14 protein-coding genes are annotated in these 16,698 nt (G+C 64.5%); 5 read left to right on the top strand and 9 right to left on the bottom strand.

Going from position 1 to position 16,698, the window contains the following annotated elements:
- Nucleotides 1-2: 2 nt before the first annotated feature.
- The 9 genes from K6G35_RS11460 to K6G35_RS11420 form a co-directional block, all read right to left on the bottom strand.
- Nucleotides 3-1,835 carry an ABC transporter ATP-binding protein gene (locus K6G35_RS11460; RefSeq protein ID WP_495675747.1) on the bottom strand — a complete coding sequence of 611 codons (1,833 nt, stop codon included), beginning with the start codon at nt 1,833-1,835 and terminating at the stop codon, nt 3-5.
- Nucleotides 1,836-1,944: 109 nt separating this feature from the next.
- A complete protein-coding gene (locus K6G35_RS11455) occupies nt 1,945-3,621 on the bottom strand; it encodes an L-lactate permease (protein WP_008649966.1) in 1,677 nt (558 codons plus the stop codon).
- A 518-nt stretch (nt 3,622-4,139) separates the two neighbouring features.
- Nucleotides 4,140-4,784 carry a glutathione S-transferase family protein gene (locus K6G35_RS11450; RefSeq protein ID WP_008649973.1) on the bottom strand — a complete coding sequence of 215 codons (645 nt, stop codon included), beginning with the start codon at nt 4,782-4,784 and terminating at the stop codon, nt 4,140-4,142.
- 37 nt (nt 4,785-4,821) lie between these two features.
- Nucleotides 4,822-6,009, bottom strand: a complete 1,188-nt coding sequence (locus tag K6G35_RS11445; protein WP_186424915.1) for an aminotransferase-like domain-containing protein — start codon at nt 6,007-6,009, stop codon at nt 4,822-4,824.
- Nucleotides 6,010-6,095: 86 nt separating this feature from the next.
- On the bottom strand, nt 6,096-6,548 hold the full coding sequence (locus K6G35_RS11440; protein WP_008649984.1) for a RidA family protein: 453 nt from the start codon (nt 6,546-6,548) through the stop codon (nt 6,096-6,098).
- 12 nt (nt 6,549-6,560) lie between these two features.
- Nucleotides 6,561-7,535, bottom strand: a complete 975-nt coding sequence (locus K6G35_RS11435) for a DMT family transporter (RefSeq protein WP_495675746.1) — start codon at nt 7,533-7,535, stop codon at nt 6,561-6,563.
- Nucleotides 7,536-7,540: 5 nt separating this feature from the next.
- On the bottom strand, nt 7,541-8,170 hold the full coding sequence (locus K6G35_RS11430; RefSeq protein WP_008648093.1) for a LysE family translocator: 630 nt from the start codon (nt 8,168-8,170) through the stop codon (nt 7,541-7,543).
- A gap of 22 nt (nt 8,171-8,192) precedes the next feature.
- A complete protein-coding gene (locus K6G35_RS11425) occupies nt 8,193-8,909 on the bottom strand; it encodes an alanyl-tRNA editing protein (protein ID WP_495675745.1) in 717 nt (238 codons plus the stop codon).
- Nucleotides 8,910-8,936: 27 nt separating this feature from the next.
- The gene (locus K6G35_RS11420) at nt 8,937-9,614 is read right to left on the bottom strand and encodes a VOC family protein (RefSeq protein ID WP_495675744.1); all 678 of its coding nucleotides are present in this window, start codon (nt 9,612-9,614) and stop codon (nt 8,937-8,939) included.
- Between the two features lie 84 nt (nt 9,615-9,698).
- Here K6G35_RS11420 and K6G35_RS11415 point away from each other — a divergent pair, with 84 nt between their 5' ends.
- The 5 genes from K6G35_RS11415 (at nt 9,699) to K6G35_RS11395 (ending at nt 16,698) form a co-directional block, all read left to right on the top strand.
- Complete coding sequence (locus K6G35_RS11415) at nt 9,699-11,255, top strand: aminotransferase-like domain-containing protein (protein ID WP_286881735.1); 1,557 nt, start codon at nt 9,699-9,701, stop codon at nt 11,253-11,255.
- A gap of 101 nt (nt 11,256-11,356) precedes the next feature.
- A complete protein-coding gene (gene htpG, locus K6G35_RS11410; protein ID WP_495675743.1) occupies nt 11,357-13,258 on the top strand; it encodes a molecular chaperone HtpG in 1,902 nt (633 codons plus the stop codon).
- Between the two features lie 125 nt (nt 13,259-13,383).
- Complete coding sequence (locus tag K6G35_RS11405; RefSeq protein WP_495675742.1) at nt 13,384-13,878, top strand: DNA-deoxyinosine glycosylase; 495 nt, start codon at nt 13,384-13,386, stop codon at nt 13,876-13,878.
- A gap of 310 nt (nt 13,879-14,188) precedes the next feature.
- The gene (locus tag K6G35_RS11400) at nt 14,189-14,920 is read left to right on the top strand and encodes a gluconate 2-dehydrogenase subunit 3 family protein (protein WP_040011119.1); all 732 of its coding nucleotides are present in this window, start codon (nt 14,189-14,191) and stop codon (nt 14,918-14,920) included.
- A gap of 2 nt (nt 14,921-14,922) precedes the next feature.
- On the top strand, nt 14,923-16,698 hold the full coding sequence (locus tag K6G35_RS11395; RefSeq protein ID WP_495675741.1) for a GMC family oxidoreductase: 1,776 nt from the start codon (nt 14,923-14,925) through the stop codon (nt 16,696-16,698).

Genomic DNA, 16,698 nt, shown 5'->3' with positions numbered 1-16,698 from the left:
GATCAATCGACGCCGACGAAGCCCCCGGTCTGGTGCGCCCAAAGCCGCGCATACAGGCCACCATCCGCCAGCAATTCGGCGTGCGTGCCGCTTTCGACGATGCGGCCGCCGTCGAGCACTACCAGACGATCCATGCGGGCAATCGTCGATAGCCGGTGCGCGATGGCGATCACGGTCTTGCCACGCATCAGCGCTTCCAGGCTTTCCTGAATCGCGGATTCCACTTCCGAGTCCAGCGCGGACGTGGCTTCATCGAGGATCAGGATCGGTGCGTTCTTCAGCAACACCCGCGCGATGGCGATGCGCTGCCGCTGCCCGCCCGAGAGCTTCACGCCGCGCTCCCCGACCAGCGCATCCAGCCCGTGATTGCCGTGCGAGTCGACCAGCAGGTCCATGAAGTCGTCGGCGCGGGCCTGACGCAAAGCCTCGTGCAACTCGGCCTCTGTGCTGTCGGGCTTGCCGTAGCGCAGGTTGTCGCGAATCGAGCGGTGCAGCAGTGATGTGTCCTGCGTGACCATGCCGATCTGCGCGCGCAGGCTTTCCTGCGTCACGCCGGCAATGTCCTGGCCGTCGATCAGGATGTGGCCGGTCTCCACGTCGTAGAGCCGTAGCAGCAGGTTGACGAGCGTCGACTTGCCCGCGCCAGACGGACCGACCAGTCCGATCTTCTCGCCGGGCCGCACCACGAGGTTCACGTTGTCGATGACGCCGCTGCCCTTGCCGTAGTGGAAGCCGACATGGTCGAACCTGACCTCGCCCTGGCGGATGTCGAGCGGCTGCGCATCGGGACGGTCGAGCACGCGACGTGGCACGGCGATGGTCTTCATGCCGTCCTGCACCTGGCCCACGTTCTCGAAGATGCCGTTGACCACCCACATGATCCAGCCGGACATGTTGTTGATCCGGATGACCAGCCCCGTGGACAACGCAATGGCGCCCGTGGTGACCAGCCCCTGGTTCCACAGCCACAGCGCGATGCCCGTGGTGCCAGCGATCAGCAGGCCGTTCAGCGTGGTCACCGTGACGTCCATCGCGCTGACCATCCGGCCGGCCTGCCGGACCTTGTCGGTCTGGTCGGCCATCGCATCGCGCGCGTAGGTCTCCTCATGCTGCGAGTGGGCGAACAGCTTGAGCGTGGTGATGTTGGTATAGCCGTCGACGATGCGGCCCATCAGGCGCGAGCGCGCGTCGGTGGCCACCACGGAGCGTTGCTTGACGCGCGGCGTGAACCACGCCAGCGCTGCGATGTACCCGACGATCCAGATGAGCAACGGAATCGTCAGCCGCCAGTCGGCCTCGGCGAACAGCGCCAGCGAACTGACCGCGTAGACGATCACGTGCCAGAGCGCGTCTACCGCCTGCACGGCCGAGTCGCGCAGCGAGTAGCCGGTCTGCATGATCCGCTGCGCGATGCGGCCGGCGAAGTCGTTCTGGAAGAACGACAGGCTCTGCTTGAGCACGTAGCGGTGGTTCTGCCAACGGATCATGTTGGCCAGGCTCGGGTTGATCACCTGGTGGACCAGCACGTCGTGGGCCCCGATCATCAGCGGGCGAAGGATCAGCGCGACGAACGCCATCCACAACAATTCGTTCTGGTGGCGTGCGAAGAACGACCCGTCGGGCGTCTCGCGCGCCAGATCGACCAGCCGGCCGAGAAAGCTGAAGAGTGCCACTTCGACCAGCGCTCCGATCAGGCCGACGATCAGCAACGCCGCGAAGACGCCGCGGACTTCGCGCAGGAAATGGGCATAGAAGCGCCACACGCTTTCCGGCGGCTGGCTGTCGGGCAGCCCGCGGAACGGGTCGATCAGTCTTTCCAGACGGCGCATCAGCATGGGGGGCGATCCTCGTCATGTCTGCCGGGTGAGCCGATCATGATACGCCCATGAAAAAGCCCCGCTCGAGGGCGGGGCTTGAAGACTGCAGCGGATGATGGCTGGTGGATCAGTGGATCACCATCAGCGTGAACGGATGCACGTACGCCTGCAGCGTCACGAAGATACCGACCATCAGCGCCAGCGCGATCGAGTGGAAGAACACGTAGCGCAGAATCTCGCCTTCGTGGCCATACCACTTGGTGGCGGTGGAAGCCACCACGATCGACTGTGCATCGATCATCTTGCCCATCACGCCGCCCGAGCTGTTGGCCGCGGCCATCAGGGTCGGAGACAGGCCAAGCTGTTCCGCCGTGGTCTTCTGCAGGCCGCCGAACAGCACGTTCGATGCGGTGTCCGAGCCCGTCAGCGCCACGCCCAGCCAGCCCAGCATCGTGCCGAACAGCGGGTAAAGCACGCCGGTCTGCGCGAAAGCCAGGCCCAGCGTGGCGTCCAGACCCGAGTAGCGGGTCAGGTAGCCGATGCCGAACATCGCGCAGATCGTCAACAGCGAGTAGCGCACGAGCTTGATCGTCTCGAAGTACTCCTTGATCAGGCGCGGGATCGAATAACCCATCAGCAGGCCGCCGACCAGGGCCGACACCAGAATGCCGGTACCCGCCATCGACAGCACGTTGAATGCGAACACGGCTGGTTCGGCGATTTGCTTTGCCACCACGGGCGGGCCCTTGAGCACGGCCTTGTCCAGACCCGGGATCGCGTACTTCCATTGCCATACGCCGTCCATCAGCTTCTTGAACTCGGGGATGCCCCAGACGAACACGAAGACGGTCAGGATCACCCAAGGCATCCACGCCTTGATCACCGAGATGTTGGCCGATGCGGCGTTGGCCTTGGCGTCGGCTTCGAGGGCTTCGGCATTGTCGACCTTGGAATCGTCGTGACGGCCCAGGATGCGCGTCGAGGTCCAGATTTCCTTCGGATGCCAGATCTTCAGGAAGGCGGTCAGGCAGCCCATTGAGACCAGCGCCGAAATCACGTCCACCAGCCACGGGCCGTGGAAGTTCGACACCAGGAACTGCGGCACCGCGAAGCTGACGCCGGCCACCAGGATCGCCGGCCAGATCGCCAGCATGCCGCGGAAGCCCGCGAACGCCCAGATCAGCCAGAACGGCACCAGCACCGAGAAGAACGGCAACTGGCGGCCGATCATCGCGGAGAGTTGCACCTGATCAATGCCGGTCACCGAGGACAGGCCGATGATCGGCGCGCCGAGCGCGCCGAATGCCACCGGCGCGGTGTTGGCGATCAGCGCCAGGCCCGATGCAGCCAGCGGCGAGAAGCCCAGGCCGATCAGGATGGCGCCGGTCACGGCCACGGGCGTGCCGAAGCCGGCCGCGCCTTCGAAGAACGCGCCAAAGCTGAATGCCACCAGCAGGAGCTGCAGGCGGCGATCTTCGGTGACGCCCGAGATCGAGTTCTGCAACACCTTGAATGACCCGTTTATCGTGGTCAGCCGGTGCAGGAAGATGATATTGAGGACGATCCAGCCAATCGGGAACAAGCCGGAGATGATGCCGAGCCCGGCGGCTTTGCCAGCCATTTCCGCAGGCATTCCGAACACGAATGACGCCACAACGACGCCGACGACCAGCGCCAGCCCGGCCGCCAGGTGCGCCTGCATGTGAAAGAACGCCAGCGCTGCGAGCAGCACGACAACCGGAACCGCGGCGGCAATAGTGGACAACGCCATACTGCCGAGCGGGTCATACACTTGACTCCACACGATTGAATCCTCCTCTGGATTGAAACGACAGCTTGCCTCTGACGGGCCTGGGCTGCCGGAATGCAAATGCCCGTTCTAGCGACGATAGCGCCCCTGGGGGGCGCTATCAAAATGAGTCATGCGTCGTTGCACGGCCTTGCCGTACGACTTCTACAGTCTGCGGCCGTACCCTTGGCCGGAACCGCTCCGCTTCATTTTGATAACGCCCCAAAGTGGACAGAAGGGGGATTGTAAGGATGGGTCCCGGGCCGCCTGCCTTAAATCGGATCATCGGAATGATGAGCCGGATTCAGGGATCAGGGTTTGCTCGGGGGCAGGCTGAAGCACCTCACGCTCTCGCGCGAGACTACTCCTTAATACGAGTGTTCGAAATAGGGGATGTGGAGGGAAGGGCGTAAAACCAACGCCGTGGTCACTGAAAACGCGGGCTTGCGTAGTGACTTGTTCCGCACAGGCAGGGGGGAGGGAGAGGAGGCGGTCACCGGCCGGCTGAGCGACGGTGACCGCGATACAACGATTTACTTCAGCGGCAGCTCGAGGATGCCAGTGGCCGCCGGACGCGCCCGCATGGCCGCGAGCCAGCGCTCCAGGTTGGGCCGGGCCGTGTGGGCCTTTGGCATGCCCATCCAGCGGTGCGCCGCGCAGGCCAGCGAGACGTCGGCCATCGTGAACCGATCGCCACCGATGAACTCGCGGCCTTCCAGCGCGTCGTCGAGCATCTTCGCCAGCGGCTCGGCGCGCTCGCACGATTTCTCGACGACGGCCTCGTCACGCTTGTCCGCCGGCGTGCGAACCAGTTGCAGGAACGCCTGGACCATCGCCGGGCTGAACGTCGTGGTCTGCCAGTCCATCCAGCGGTCTGCCGAGGCGCGCGCCTTGACGTCCGAGGGCCACAGCGTGTCCTCGCCATAGCGCGCGCACAGGTAGCGCACGATCGCGTTCGATTCCCACAGCACGAACGGCTCGCCGGCCACGTCGGTGTCGCGGAAATCCTCGATCACCGGAATCATGCGGTTCGGGTTGAGACGCACGTAAGCCTCGGTATCGAGCTCGCCCTTCTGATTGCCGATGTCGATGCGCTCGTGGTCCAGATGCAGCTCGCGCGCGCACCAGACCACCTTCTGGACGTTGATTGACGACAGCCTGCCCCAGATGCGAAGCATGTTCGATGGCTCCTCGGGTTGGTTGTAGCGTGCCGGCTCAGGCCGCCCGTGCCTGCGGCGCGGCTTGCGCGATCGCTTCGCGGAACACCTCGCCCAGGATCGACACGCCCTGCTCGATGCGCTCGGCCGAAACGGTCACGAACGCCAGGCGCAGCGTGTTCTTGCGCGGGCTGCCCGCGTAGAACGGCGCGCCCGGCACGTAGGCCACGTTGCGGCGCACGGCTTCTTCCAGGATCTTCATGCTGTCCAGACCCTCAGGCAGCTCCACCCAGATGAACATGCCGCCCTCGGGCGCGTTCCAGGTCACGCCGGCCGGCATGTGGCGCTTCAGCGCGTCCAGCATGTACGCGCATTGCTTGCCGTAGAGCTCGCGAATGGTCGGGATGTGCTGTTCGAGCAGGCCGTCCTTGATCGTTTCATAGGCGATGCGCTGCGTGAACGTCGGCGTGTGCAGGTCCGAGGCCTGCTTGGCCTGGCACAGCTTGAAATGCAGGTCGGGCGGGGCGATGACGAAACCCAGGCGCATACCGGGCGCCAGGATCTTCGAGAACGAGCCCATGTAGATCACGCCGTCCGGGTTCATCGACAGCAGCGACGGCAACTGGTTGCCCGAGTAGCTCAGTTCGCCGTACGGATCGTCCTCGACCAGCAGCACGCCGAGTTCCTTGGCGCGCTTGACCAGTTCCTGGCGGCGCTCCAGCGGCAGGCGGCGGCCGGTGGGGTTCTGGAAGTTCGGCAGGGCGTACAGGAAGCGCGCGCCGGCGGTCAGCTCGGGCGTCAGCGCCTCGGGGATCAGGCCATTTTCGTCGGACGGGATCGACACGAATTCCGGCTCGAACAGCGAGAATGCCTGCAGCGCGCCCAGGTAGCTCGGCGTTTCCACCAGCACCGGGCTGCCCGGATCGATCATCACCTTGGCGATCAGGTCCAGCGCCTGTTGCGAACCCGTGGTGATCATCACGCGTTCCACGTCGACGTTGTAGCGCTTGGCCACGAACTCGCGCAGCGGCATGTAGCCTTCTGTGGCCGCGTATTGCAGCGCGCCTTGCGGGTTGTCGGCGAATACACGGGCCACTGCCGCTTCCATGGCCGCTACCGGGAACGAAGCCGGCGAGGGCAGGCCGCCGGCGAACGAAATAACTTCCGGACGCTCGGTGACTTTCAGGATTTCACGGATGGCCGAGCTGGTCAGTTGCTGCGCCCGGCGGGAGATGGCCCATTTCATGATTGGTCTCGTGGTGGGGGAATTCAATGCGCCGGCCTCCGCAAGAGGCGGCGCGGCATTATCTGTTTACGTGGTTTTCGACGACGTCAGATCTCGACGATCATTTCGATCTCGACGCAGGCACCCAGCGGAATCTGCGCCACGCCGAACGCGCTGCGTGCGTGCTTGCCTTTCTCGCCGAATACCTCGGCCAGAAACTCCGAGCAGCCGTTGGTGACCAGATGTTGTTCAGTGAACTCGGGCGTCGAGTTCACCAGGCTCATCACCTTGACGATGCGCTTGACGCGGTTCAGGTCGCCGATATGGGCGTGCAGCGTGGCCAGCAGGTCGATGGCGATCGCGCGCGCGGCCTGCTTGCCGGATTCGGTGTCGATATCCTTGCCGAGCTTGCCAGCCCAGGGCTTGCCGTCCTTCCTGGCGATATGGCCGGACAGGAATACGGTGTTGCCGGTGGTCGCTGCCATGACATAGGCAGCGGCGGGGGCGCCGGCCGAGGGCAGTTCCACGCCCAGACGGGCAAGGGTGTCATAGACGGACATGCATGTCTCCTGTCAGTGAAGTCGTCCTGGAAGGATAGGGGGCGCCTCCTCGGCGGCGGATGCCAATGGCATGGCGGGTGCGGTGTTGCGCACTGCGGCGCGTCGGCCAAGGGCCACCACGGCGATCACCGCCACTGCGAAAGCGACGGTGGCGGCATCGAGGGGCTCGGCCAGGATCAGCGCGCCGCCCGCCAGCGTGAGGAACGGCTGGAGCAATTGTATCTGGCCTACGCGCGCCACGCCGCCTTTTGCGAGTCCGGCGTACCAGAACAGGAAGCCGATGAACATCGAGAACACCGACACATAGGTCATGCCCAGCCACGCGTGGGGCGACGCGGCGGCGATGGATGCGGCATGTTCCAGCCCCAGCCAGGCCACCAGGGGCGCCAGCACGGGCAGCGAGACCACCAGCGCCCAGCTGATCGTCTCCAGCCCGCCCAGTTCGCGCGAGAGCTTGCCGCCTTCGGCATAACCGAGCGCGCCAAGCACCACCGCCAGGAACAGGTACCAATCGGCATGTTGCAGCCCGCCCGCGCCTTGCCACAGGGCGAAGGCCACCACGAGCGCGCTGCCGGCCACGGCGGACAGCCAGAAACCCAGCGACGGCCGTTCATTGCCGAACCATGCGGCGAACACCGCGGTGGCCAGCGGCAGCAGGCCAATCACGATCGCGCCATGCCCGGACGGCACTTCGCGCATGGCCAGCGACGAAAACACGGGAAAACCGACCACCACGCCCAGTGCGGTCACGACCAGCCGGAGCCATTGGCCACCACGCGGTCGCCGGCCTGATGCCAGGGCGCCGCGCATCGCCAGCAGCGCGAGCGCCAGCGCGGCGGCGACCACGGCGCGTCCGAGCGCGACGAACGTCGCGTCCAGCTCGGCCACGGCCATGCGCGTAAAAGGCAGCGTCTGGCTGAAGATCGCCACGCCGATGAAGCCCAGCAGCATGCCGCCGGAGGGAGGGGAGTGATTCGGATCCTTCATGATGCTCAGTGCGGTTGTCCTGCGACGGCGATCCAGACGGCGGTCAGCGCCAGTGCCAGGCCCATCGTGCCGTTGAACCAGCGCACGCGATTGCCCTCCATCAGCCAGCGCCGCAGCGATGCGCCAAGCACGCCATAGGCGCCATTGCTGAAGAAGCCGAACAGCGCGAATATCGCGCTGACCAGCACCACGCGCTGCCCCGGCGAGGGGGCGCCCGCCATATACGATGCGGCCACCGCCAGCGCTAGCATCCATGCCTTGATGTTGGCGTACTGCAGTGCCGCCGATTGCCAGACATTCATCGGCTTGAGCACGGTCTTTTCCGCCAGCGACGTGCTGCGCGCGATGCGATACGCCAGCCACAGCAGATAGAGCACGCCCACCACGTGAATCACGGTGGCCAGCATCGGGCTGGCCAGGATCAGCGCGCCGACACCGGTGGTGCACAACGCGACGATGCTGGCGAAGCCGAACGACACCCCGACGCAATGCGGGAGCGTGGCGCGCAGGCCGAAGTTGGCGCCGGTGACGGCGGCGATTGTCGTGTTCGGGCCGGGCGTGAAGGCGCCCACCGCGAGCAGCGTGACCAATGCAAGGAACTGGGCTGTCGAGAGCCCCGTGAGCCAGGCTTCCATATTCTGTGTTTCGGGGGCGCTGTTATGCGAAGTTCACGACCACACGGCGGTTCGTGCGGCTCTTCTTCTCGATCTTGGTCACGGCCACCGCGCCGATCTCGCCCGTGTGGGCCACGTGCGTGCCGCCGCAGGGCTGACGGTCCACGCCGGGGATCTCGATGATGCGGATCGTCGATGTGCCGGCCGGCGGCGCCGCGCCGATCGTGCGCACGAGGTCGGGCTGGGCGGCCAGTTCCTCGGGCGTGATGCGGTCGACGGTGACCGGCGTCTTCGCGTTGATCAGCGCGTTGAGCTGTTCGGTCAGCACGGCCTTGTCGAGCGTGGATTCGGGCAGGTCGAAGTCGATGCGCGCGGAGTCAGGCGAGATGCCGCAGCCCGTCACCGGCACCGGGATCAGCGACCCGAGCAGATGCAGGCACGTATGCAGGCGCATCAGCCGGTGGCGGCGGGCCCAGTCGATCTTCACTTCGACACGGTCGCCGGCCTGCAGCGCCGGAGCGTCGGGGGCGGGGACGTGCAGGATGCGCTGGCGGTCGTCGGCGTAGACGGTATCGGCCAGTGTGACGATGCGGCCGTCGGCGGTGGTCAGGGTGCCGGTGTCGCCCGCTTGTCCACCGCTACGCGCGTAGCAGACGGTCTGGTCGAGTTCGATGCCGGCTTCGCTGACGGCCAGCACCGTGGCCTGGCAGTGGTCCAGGTAGGCGTCGTCGTCGAAGCGCTTTTGTGTGGTGGCGGGCATCGGGGGAGCTCCTTTGGTGTGTGTCGTTTATCGCAGGGTCTTGATGCCCGCTGGGGTTTCGATGTCGGCGGCCAGCAGAGGCGGGCCGTCGCCTTGTTCGATCTCGATCAGGTCCGTGGCGCCGATCCACGCCAGTCCTTGGCGCAACAGTTCCGCGTGCGGATGCTGGCCGTGCAGTCGGCGCAACGCCAGGTCATGGCCCGGCAGGCTGACTGCCGGATGGTTTGCCACGTCCCACTGGATCAGCGTGGGAAACAGGCCATCGCCCGCATTCGCCACCTCGCCGGTCCAGGCGGGCAGGCTGCCGTCGTCAGGCACGGTCAGGCGCCAGCGCAGGTCGCCGCGCGTCATGGGAATGACCGGGGCGATCCGGTCCGGGTACTGCGCCTGCCAGCGCGACAGATCGGCCGGACGCTCGACGCGGGCCGCCCAGTGCGCCAGGAACGGGCCATCGCGCAGCCGCTGGCGCATCAGGTCGCCATCCAGGCCGAACCAGCGTGGCCGATCAGGTGCGGCCGCCGACGGATCGATCGCGATGACTTCGAGGTACAGGCCACCGTAGAGGCCCATCACGCGGTTGTGCGTGCCCATGCGCGGGTGCGTGCCGCCGCATTGTGGAGCGACGCCGAGCGCGCTGGCCACATACTCGGCGCCTGAGTCCAGGTCGGGCGCGGCAATCACGAGATGGTCGATGGCAAGTGTCATGGTCGGTTGATGTTAGTCAAGCTCGTCGGTACAGTACCGATACAGTTGAGCAGATCGTCTTCAGTACAGTTGCGGGAGCGCCACATGGAAGGTAGCCAGAAGGATAGCCGGGGGGATCTTGGCAGTGCCGCAGGCGGCACACGGCCGTTGCGGCTCGTGATGCCGGCGACGGGGCTCGAGCAGCTTCCGGACCCGATTCCGTCGGCGCAGATGACGCTGGTGGAGCAGTTGACCGAGTGGGCGCGGCTGCGTATCGACGAACGGGTGTTCCGGGCTGGCATGCGTATGCCGTCGATCCGTCAGTTGGCGACCGAGAAGAGCATTTCGCGTTTTACCGTGGTGGAGGCCTATGAGCGGCTGGTGGCGCTGGGCTACCTCGAATCGCGCCGCGGCTCGGGCTTCTACGTCCGTGAGCGCACGCCGCTCGCGTCCACCGTGGCGCCACCGGCCACGCCCGCGATCCGCAACGTCGATGTCACCTGGCTGCTGCGCAGCATGTTCCATTCGGCCGAGAGCCACAAGGCGCCCGGCTGGGGCTTCCTGCCCAACGAATGGCTGGACGGGGAACTCGTGTCGGGCGCGCTGCGCAGCCTGGGCCGTCAGCCCGGCAGCCATTTCCTGGTCAGCGGCACGCCGCAGGGTTTTCTGCCACTGCGGCAGCAACTGCGCACGCGGCTCGAAGAACTGGAGATCGGCGTCACGCCGGACCAGATCGTGATGACTTCCGGCATCACGCAGGCGTTCGACCTGATCGCGCGCCAGTTCCTGCAGCCGGGCGACACGGTGGTGGTAGGCGACCCGGCCTGGTTCGTAATGTTCGCCCGCTTCGCCACGCAGGGCGCCAACGTGATTGGCGTGCCCTATACCGTGGAGGGCCCAGACGTGGAGGCGCTGGAGCGGATCGTCCAGGCCCACCGGCCGAAGCTGCTGGTGGTCAACTCCGTGCTGCACAACCCGACCGGGACGTCGCTGTCCGCCGCCCGCGCTTTCCGGCTGCTGCAACTGGCCGAACAGTACGATTTCACGATCGTCGAGGATGATATCTACAGCGATCTCTGCCCTCCGGGCCACGCCGCCACCCGGCTGGCCAGCCTGGACCAGCTCAAGCGCGTGATCTACCTGGGCAGCTTCTCCAAGACGCTGGCCGCCAACCTGCGCGTGGGCTTTATCGCCGCCAGTCCGGACCTGGCCGTGACCTTGACCGACAGCAAGCTCGTGACCGGCATGGCCTCGCCCGAAGTCAACGAACGCGTGGTCTACAAGGTGCTGACGGAAGGGCACTACCGCAAGCACGTGGAGCGCGTGCGCGGCCGGCTGGACCGGGCGCGTGACGAGACGCGCGAGCAGCTCGAGCGGCTGGGTTTGCGCATCTTCCCGGGCAATCATGCGGGCATCTACCTGTGGGCCGATACCGGCGTGGACACCAACGTGATCGCCACGGCCGGGCACGAGGAAGGCTATCTGTTCGCGCCGGGCAGCCTGTTTTCGCCGTCGCAGATGCCTTCCACGTGGACGCGCTTCAACGTGGCCAGCAGCAGCGATCCGGGCATGCTCCGGTTCCTGGCCGGCCAGATGGACCGCTTGTCCGGCCTGTCGGGCCTGTCAGCGCTGTCTGGCCTGCCCGCCAACGCCGGGGCTTGAAAAACCGGCTGCCGATCCCTATTTCCACACGCATCGATCCCGGTCCGGATCCCACGGACCAGGGCAAATACGCGCCCGTTTTCGTTTTCAAGAGGAGAACCATGACCGCACCGCACGAAACGATGAGCTTCCAGGCGGAAGTGAAGCAGCTACTGCACCTGATGATCCACTCGCTGTACAGCAACAAGGAGATCTTCCTGCGCGAGCTGGTATCGAATGCTTCCGACGCCACCGACAAGCTGCGCTTCGAGGCGATCGCGAATCCCGCGCTGCTCGAGAACGATGCCGACCTGGCGATCCGGATCGAAGCCGATCCCGCCGCCCGCACGCTGAAGATCACCGACAACGGCATCGGCATGAGCCGTGACGAGGCGATCCGCAATCTCGGCACCATCGCGCGGTCGGGCACCAAGGAGTTCTTCCAGCAGCTTTCCGGCGACCAGCAGAAAGACGCCGCGCTGATCGGCCAGTTTGGCGTGGGCTTCTACTCGGCATTCATCGTGGCCGACAAGGTCACCGTGGAAACGCGTCGCGCGGGTGTTGCCGCCGACGAGGCCGTGCGCTGGGAAAGCGCCGGCGACGGCGAGTTCAGCATCGATGCGATCAACCGCGCCGAGCGCGGCAGCACGATCACGCTGCATCTGCGCGAGGGCGAGGACGACTTCTTGTCGTCGTACCGCCTGCAGAACATCATCCGAAAGTACTCGGACCACATTTCGCTGCCGATCCGGATGCCCAAGGAGGAATGGGATGCCGAGGCGCAGCAGCAGAAGGTCACGGGCGAGTGGGAAAGCGTGAACCAGGCCAGCGCGCTCTGGACTCGCAGCAAGTCGGACATCACGGACGAGCAGTACCAGGCGTTCTATCAGCACATCGCGCACGATCACGAGGCGCCGCTGGCCTGGACCCACAATCGCGTGGAAGGCCGTAGCGAGTACACGCAGCTGCTGTACATCCCGGCGCGCGCGCCGTTCGACCTGTGGGACCGCAATCACAAGGCCGGCCTGAAGCTGTACGTGAAGCGCGTGTTCATCATGGATGACGCGGACCAGCTCTTGCCAGCGTACCTGCGCTGGGTCAAGGGCGTGGTCGATTCGGCGGACCTGCCGCTGAACGTGTCGCGTGAACTGCTGCAGGAGAGCCGCGACGTGAAGGCGATCCGCGAGGGCTGCGCCAAGCGCGTGCTGTCGATGCTGGAAGCGATGGCCGATAGCGAAGACGAAGCCGAACGCGCCAAGTACAAGACCTTCTGGGAACAGTTCGGTCAGGTGCTCAAGGAAGGCGTTGGCGAAGACCATGGCAACGGCGAGCGCATCGCCAAGCTGCTGCGCTTCGCGACCACGCATGGCGACACGGCCGAACAGTCGGTCTCGCTGGTCGACTACGTGGGCCGCATGAAGGAAGGTCAGGACAAGATCTACTACGTCACGGCCGATACCTGGGTGGCGGCGAAGTCGAGCCCGCACCTCGAGGTGTTCCGCAAGAAGGGCATCGAAGTGGTGCTGCTGACCGACCGCGTTGACGAATGGTTGCTGTCTTACCTGCACGAGTTCGACGGCAAGCAACTGGTATCGGTGGCCCGTGGCGACCTGGACCTGGGCGCGCTGGCCGACGAAGCTGAGAAGGCCGAGCAGGAGAAGGCCAGTGCCGACTGGAAGGAAGTGGTCGACCGCGCGAAGTCCGTGCTCGAAGGCAAGGCCAAGGACGTACGCGTGACGCTGCGCCTGACCGATTCGGCATCGTGCCTGGTGTCCGACGATGGTGACATGAGCGGCTATCTGCAGCGTCTGCTGAGACAGGCCGGCCAGAAGGCGCCCGATGCCCAGCCGATCCTGGAGCTGAATCCGGAACACGCGCTGGTGAAGAAGCTGCGCGATCTGCCGGATGGCGAAGCCTTCGGCGACCGTGTGCGCGTGCTGTTCGACCAGGCGTTGCTGGCCGAGGGCGGCATGCTCGACGATCCGGCTGCCTATGTGCAGCGGGTGAATCGACTGCTGGCCTGATCAGTATCGTCGTTTCGGTATCGTCGTATGAAACGCCTGCCCTCTCACCCGACCATTCTTCCCGTGCACGGGAAAGGGTATCGCGGCGGAGGGCAGGACTTTCCAGCTTCCAGTACCTCTTCCCGATGACCACCAAGCGCTGCTTTCCTCCGGTCGTCGACATTCACACTCGCGTGCTTGTGCTCGGCAGCCTGCCGGGCGAAGTCTCTCTCGCGCAGTCACGCTATTACGCGCACAAGCAGAATCGTTTCTGGCATTTGATGAGCGATGTGCTCGGCGTCGATCTGGTCGGCCTCGAGTACGAAGCTAGATTGCAGACACTGCTCGGCCATCGCGTCGGCCTGTGGGACGTTGTGGCCGAGGCACGGCGCGAGGGCAGCCTCGATAGCAGCATCCGCGATCATCAGGGCAACGATCTGATCGGCCTGATCGCGACGCTGCCGACGCTCAAGGCCATCGCATTCAATGGCGGCACCGCCGCGAAGATCGGCGAGAAGACGCTTCGGGACCATGGCGATCGCCATGCGATCCTCCGATTGCCATCGAGCAGCCCGGCTTACACGCTGGCCTATGCGGAAAAACGCAAGGCCTGGGAGAGCCTGCGCGACTGGCTCGACTGATCCGTCGACGCTGAATTCTGCCGTACGGCCGTGCGCATCTCCAGCGCATGGTTGGCACACGCGCTCGTACGTAGGCGAGACCTCGATTTGATGCAACGCAAATCGGGCACCCGATTCAAAAAAATCAATTCGCCTACTGGAAATATTCAGAATCCTCGGTCGAATCATTGACTATCATATTCAATTGATAAGTCAATGATTCGGTCATGCTCGCCCAGGTATGACCGTTTCTTTAATGGTGCAAGGCTCCACCACGTGTTTCGTTTTTTTCCCCAAGGCATCACGAAGTACCCCACACGAGAAGACGACCATGTCCCAGGAACAAGAACCGCGTCGCCGATTTTTTCGGCAGATGCTGGCAGTCGTGCCCGCTGCATCCGTTGCGACAGGTGCAGCGATATCACAATCCGCGTGCTCGGAGTCTCCCGGGCCGCAGTCCGCAAATGCCGGAAATGTCGGGCCCTACAAGCCTAACTATTTCACTGCCGACGAATGGAAATTCGTACAGGCGGCGGTCGACCGGCTGATTCCCGAGGATGAATTGGGGCCGGGTGCGCTTAAAGCGGGCGTTCCGGAATATATCGACCGGCAGATGGACACGCCCTACGGGCACGGCAAGCTCTGGTACATGCAGGGGCCATTTCATCCCGATGTGCCCGCAGAGCTTGGCTTCCAGATGAATCTCGCACCGCGCGACATATATCGTCTCGGCGTGAAGGCTTGCGACGAATACTGCAAGAAACAGTACGGCGGCAAGGCATTTGCCGATCTCTCCAAGGAAGACCAGGAAAGCGTGCTTGGCCAGATGGAACACGCCAAGCTCTCGTTCGATGCGGTACCGGTCAGGACGTTCTTCTCCTATCTGCTGAACAACACGAAAGAGGGCTTCTTTGCCGATCCGATCTACGGCGGCAACAAGGGCATGGTGGGCTGGAAGATGGTCGGCTTCCCCGGCGCACGGGCGGATTTCGCGGACTGGATCGATCAGCCAGGGGTGAAGTATCCCTATGGTCCGGTGTCGATCGACGGACGGAGGGGATAAGCATGGCGATCAAGAAGGACAAGGTCGATTGCGTGGTGATCGGTTTCGGCTGGACTGGCGCGATTCTCGCCCAGGAACTGACCGATGCGGGGCTCGACGTCGTGGCGCTCGAACGTGGCGCGATGCGCGATACCCCGATCGATGCCGAGTATCCGAAAGTCGTCGACGAACTGAAGTACGTCGTGCGCGGAGAGTTGTTTCAGGATCTCTCCCGGGAGACGGTCACGATCCGTCACGGCGTGGACGACCTGGCGGTGCCGTATCGGCAGAACGGCTCGTTCCTGCTTGGCAATGGCGTGGGCGGCGCGGGCTTTCACTGGAACGGCATGCACTATCGCGTTCTGCCGGAAGAACTGCAGTTGCGCAGCCGCTACGTGGATCGCTATGGCAAGAAGTTCATTCCCGAAGGGATGCAGGTGCAGGACTTCGGTGTCACGTACGACGAACTCGAGCCACACTTCGACTTCGCCGAGAAAGTGTTCGGCACGTCGGGGACGGCCGGCAACCTGAATGGCAAGATCCAGCCGGGCGGCAATCCGCTCGAAGGCCACCGGTCGAGCGAGTACCCGACCCCGGCGCTGAAGAATTCGCTCGGCGCGCAACTGTTTGAGAAAGCCGCGCGCGAGGCGGGCTTCCACCCGTACCCGGCACCGGCGGCGAATACGTCCGAGCCCTATACGAATCCCTACGGCGTGCGCCTTGGGCCGTGCAATTTCTGCGGCTTCTGCGAGGACTTCGGCTGCTACATGTACTCGAAGGCGTCACCGCAGACGACGATCCTGCCGGTCCTGCTGAAGAAACCCAACTTCGAGTTGCGCACGAAGGCGCAAGTCACCAGGATCCTGCTCGATTCCGACAAGAAGCGCGCGACCGGCGTGCTGTACATCGACGCCCAGGGGCGAGAGGTCGAGCAACCCGCCGATCTCGTGATCGTCGCGGCGTACCAGTTGCACAACGTGCGTCTGCTGTTGCTCTCTGGCATCGGTACGCCGTATGACCCGAAAACCGGCAAGGGTGTCGTTGGCCGCAACTACGCGTATCAGATGAACGGCGCGGTCAACGTGATGCTGCCCAAGGGCACGCTGCTCAATCCGTTCATCGGGACAGGTGCCGGCGGGGTAGGGCTGGATGACTTGAATGGCGACCAGTTCGATCATGGCCCGCTCGGCTTTCTCGGCGGGGCGAGTATTCGCCATATACGTTATGGCGGCCGGCCCATCAAGCAGACGCCGACTGTCCCCGGCACGCCAGCGTGGGGCAGCAAGTGGAAAGCGGGTGTGGTCGATGCGTACCAGCGCTATATGACGATCGGCATTTCGGGCTCGGTCATGCCATATCGCGATGCGTACCTCGATCTCGATCCGACGTACCGCGACGCCAATGGCCTGCCGCTGATGCGCATGACTTTCGACTGGCACGACAACGAGTACGCCATGCTGGATTACATGGGCACCCGCATGGAAGAGGTGGCCAAGGCGATGAAGCCCGAGGCGTACTACAAGGCCATCCGCAAGAAGGGCCAGCACTACGACACGCGCGTCTATCAGTCCACGCACACGACAGGCGGCGCAGTGATGGGGTCGTCGCCCGAGACCAGCGTGGTCAACAAGTATCTGCAGAGCTGGGATGTACACAACGTGTTCGTCATGGGCGCCTCGGCGTTCCCGCAGAACATGGGCTACAACCCGACCGGTCTGGTAGCCGCGCTTGCCTATCACTCCGCGAAGGCTATCCGCGAGCAGTACTTGAAGCACCCGGCGCCGCTGGTTCAGGCTTGA

The organism is Cupriavidus sp. HY129, from assembly GCF_059492215.1.
This window is presented reverse-complemented; position numbering and strand designations above follow the sequence as displayed.

Excerpts from the sequence above, each read along its gene's own strand:
- K6G35_RS11460 (WP_495675747.1), bottom strand. The coding sequence starts at position 1,835 with ATGCTGATGCGCCGTCTGGAAAGACTGATCGACCCGTTCCGCGGGCTG.
- K6G35_RS11450 (WP_008649973.1), bottom strand. The coding sequence starts at position 4,784 with ATGCTTCGCATCTGGGGCAGGCTGTCGTCAATCAACGTCCAGAAGGTG.
- K6G35_RS11445 (WP_186424915.1), bottom strand. The coding sequence starts at position 6,009 with ATGAAATGGGCCATCTCCCGCCGGGCGCAGCAACTGACCAGCTCGGCC.
- K6G35_RS11440 (WP_008649984.1), bottom strand. The coding sequence starts at position 6,548 with ATGTCCGTCTATGACACCCTTGCCCGTCTGGGCGTGGAACTGCCCTCG.
- K6G35_RS11435 (WP_495675746.1), bottom strand. The coding sequence starts at position 7,535 with ATGAAGGATCCGAATCACTCCCCTCCCTCCGGCGGCATGCTGCTGGGC.
- K6G35_RS11430 (WP_008648093.1), bottom strand. The coding sequence starts at position 8,170 with ATGGAAGCCTGGCTCACGGGGCTCTCGACAGCCCAGTTCCTTGCATTG.
- K6G35_RS11425 (WP_495675745.1), bottom strand. The coding sequence starts at position 8,909 with ATGCCCGCCACCACACAAAAGCGCTTCGACGACGACGCCTACCTGGAC.
- K6G35_RS11420 (WP_495675744.1), bottom strand. The coding sequence starts at position 9,614 with ATGACACTTGCCATCGACCATCTCGTGATTGCCGCGCCCGACCTGGAC.
- K6G35_RS11415 (WP_286881735.1), top strand. The coding sequence starts at position 9,699 with ATGGAAGGTAGCCAGAAGGATAGCCGGGGGGATCTTGGCAGTGCCGCA.
- htpG (WP_495675743.1), top strand. The coding sequence starts at position 11,357 with ATGACCGCACCGCACGAAACGATGAGCTTCCAGGCGGAAGTGAAGCAG.
- K6G35_RS11405 (WP_495675742.1), top strand. The coding sequence starts at position 13,384 with ATGACCACCAAGCGCTGCTTTCCTCCGGTCGTCGACATTCACACTCGC.
- K6G35_RS11400 (WP_040011119.1), top strand. The coding sequence starts at position 14,189 with ATGTCCCAGGAACAAGAACCGCGTCGCCGATTTTTTCGGCAGATGCTG.
- K6G35_RS11395 (WP_495675741.1), top strand. The coding sequence starts at position 14,923 with ATGGCGATCAAGAAGGACAAGGTCGATTGCGTGGTGATCGGTTTCGGC.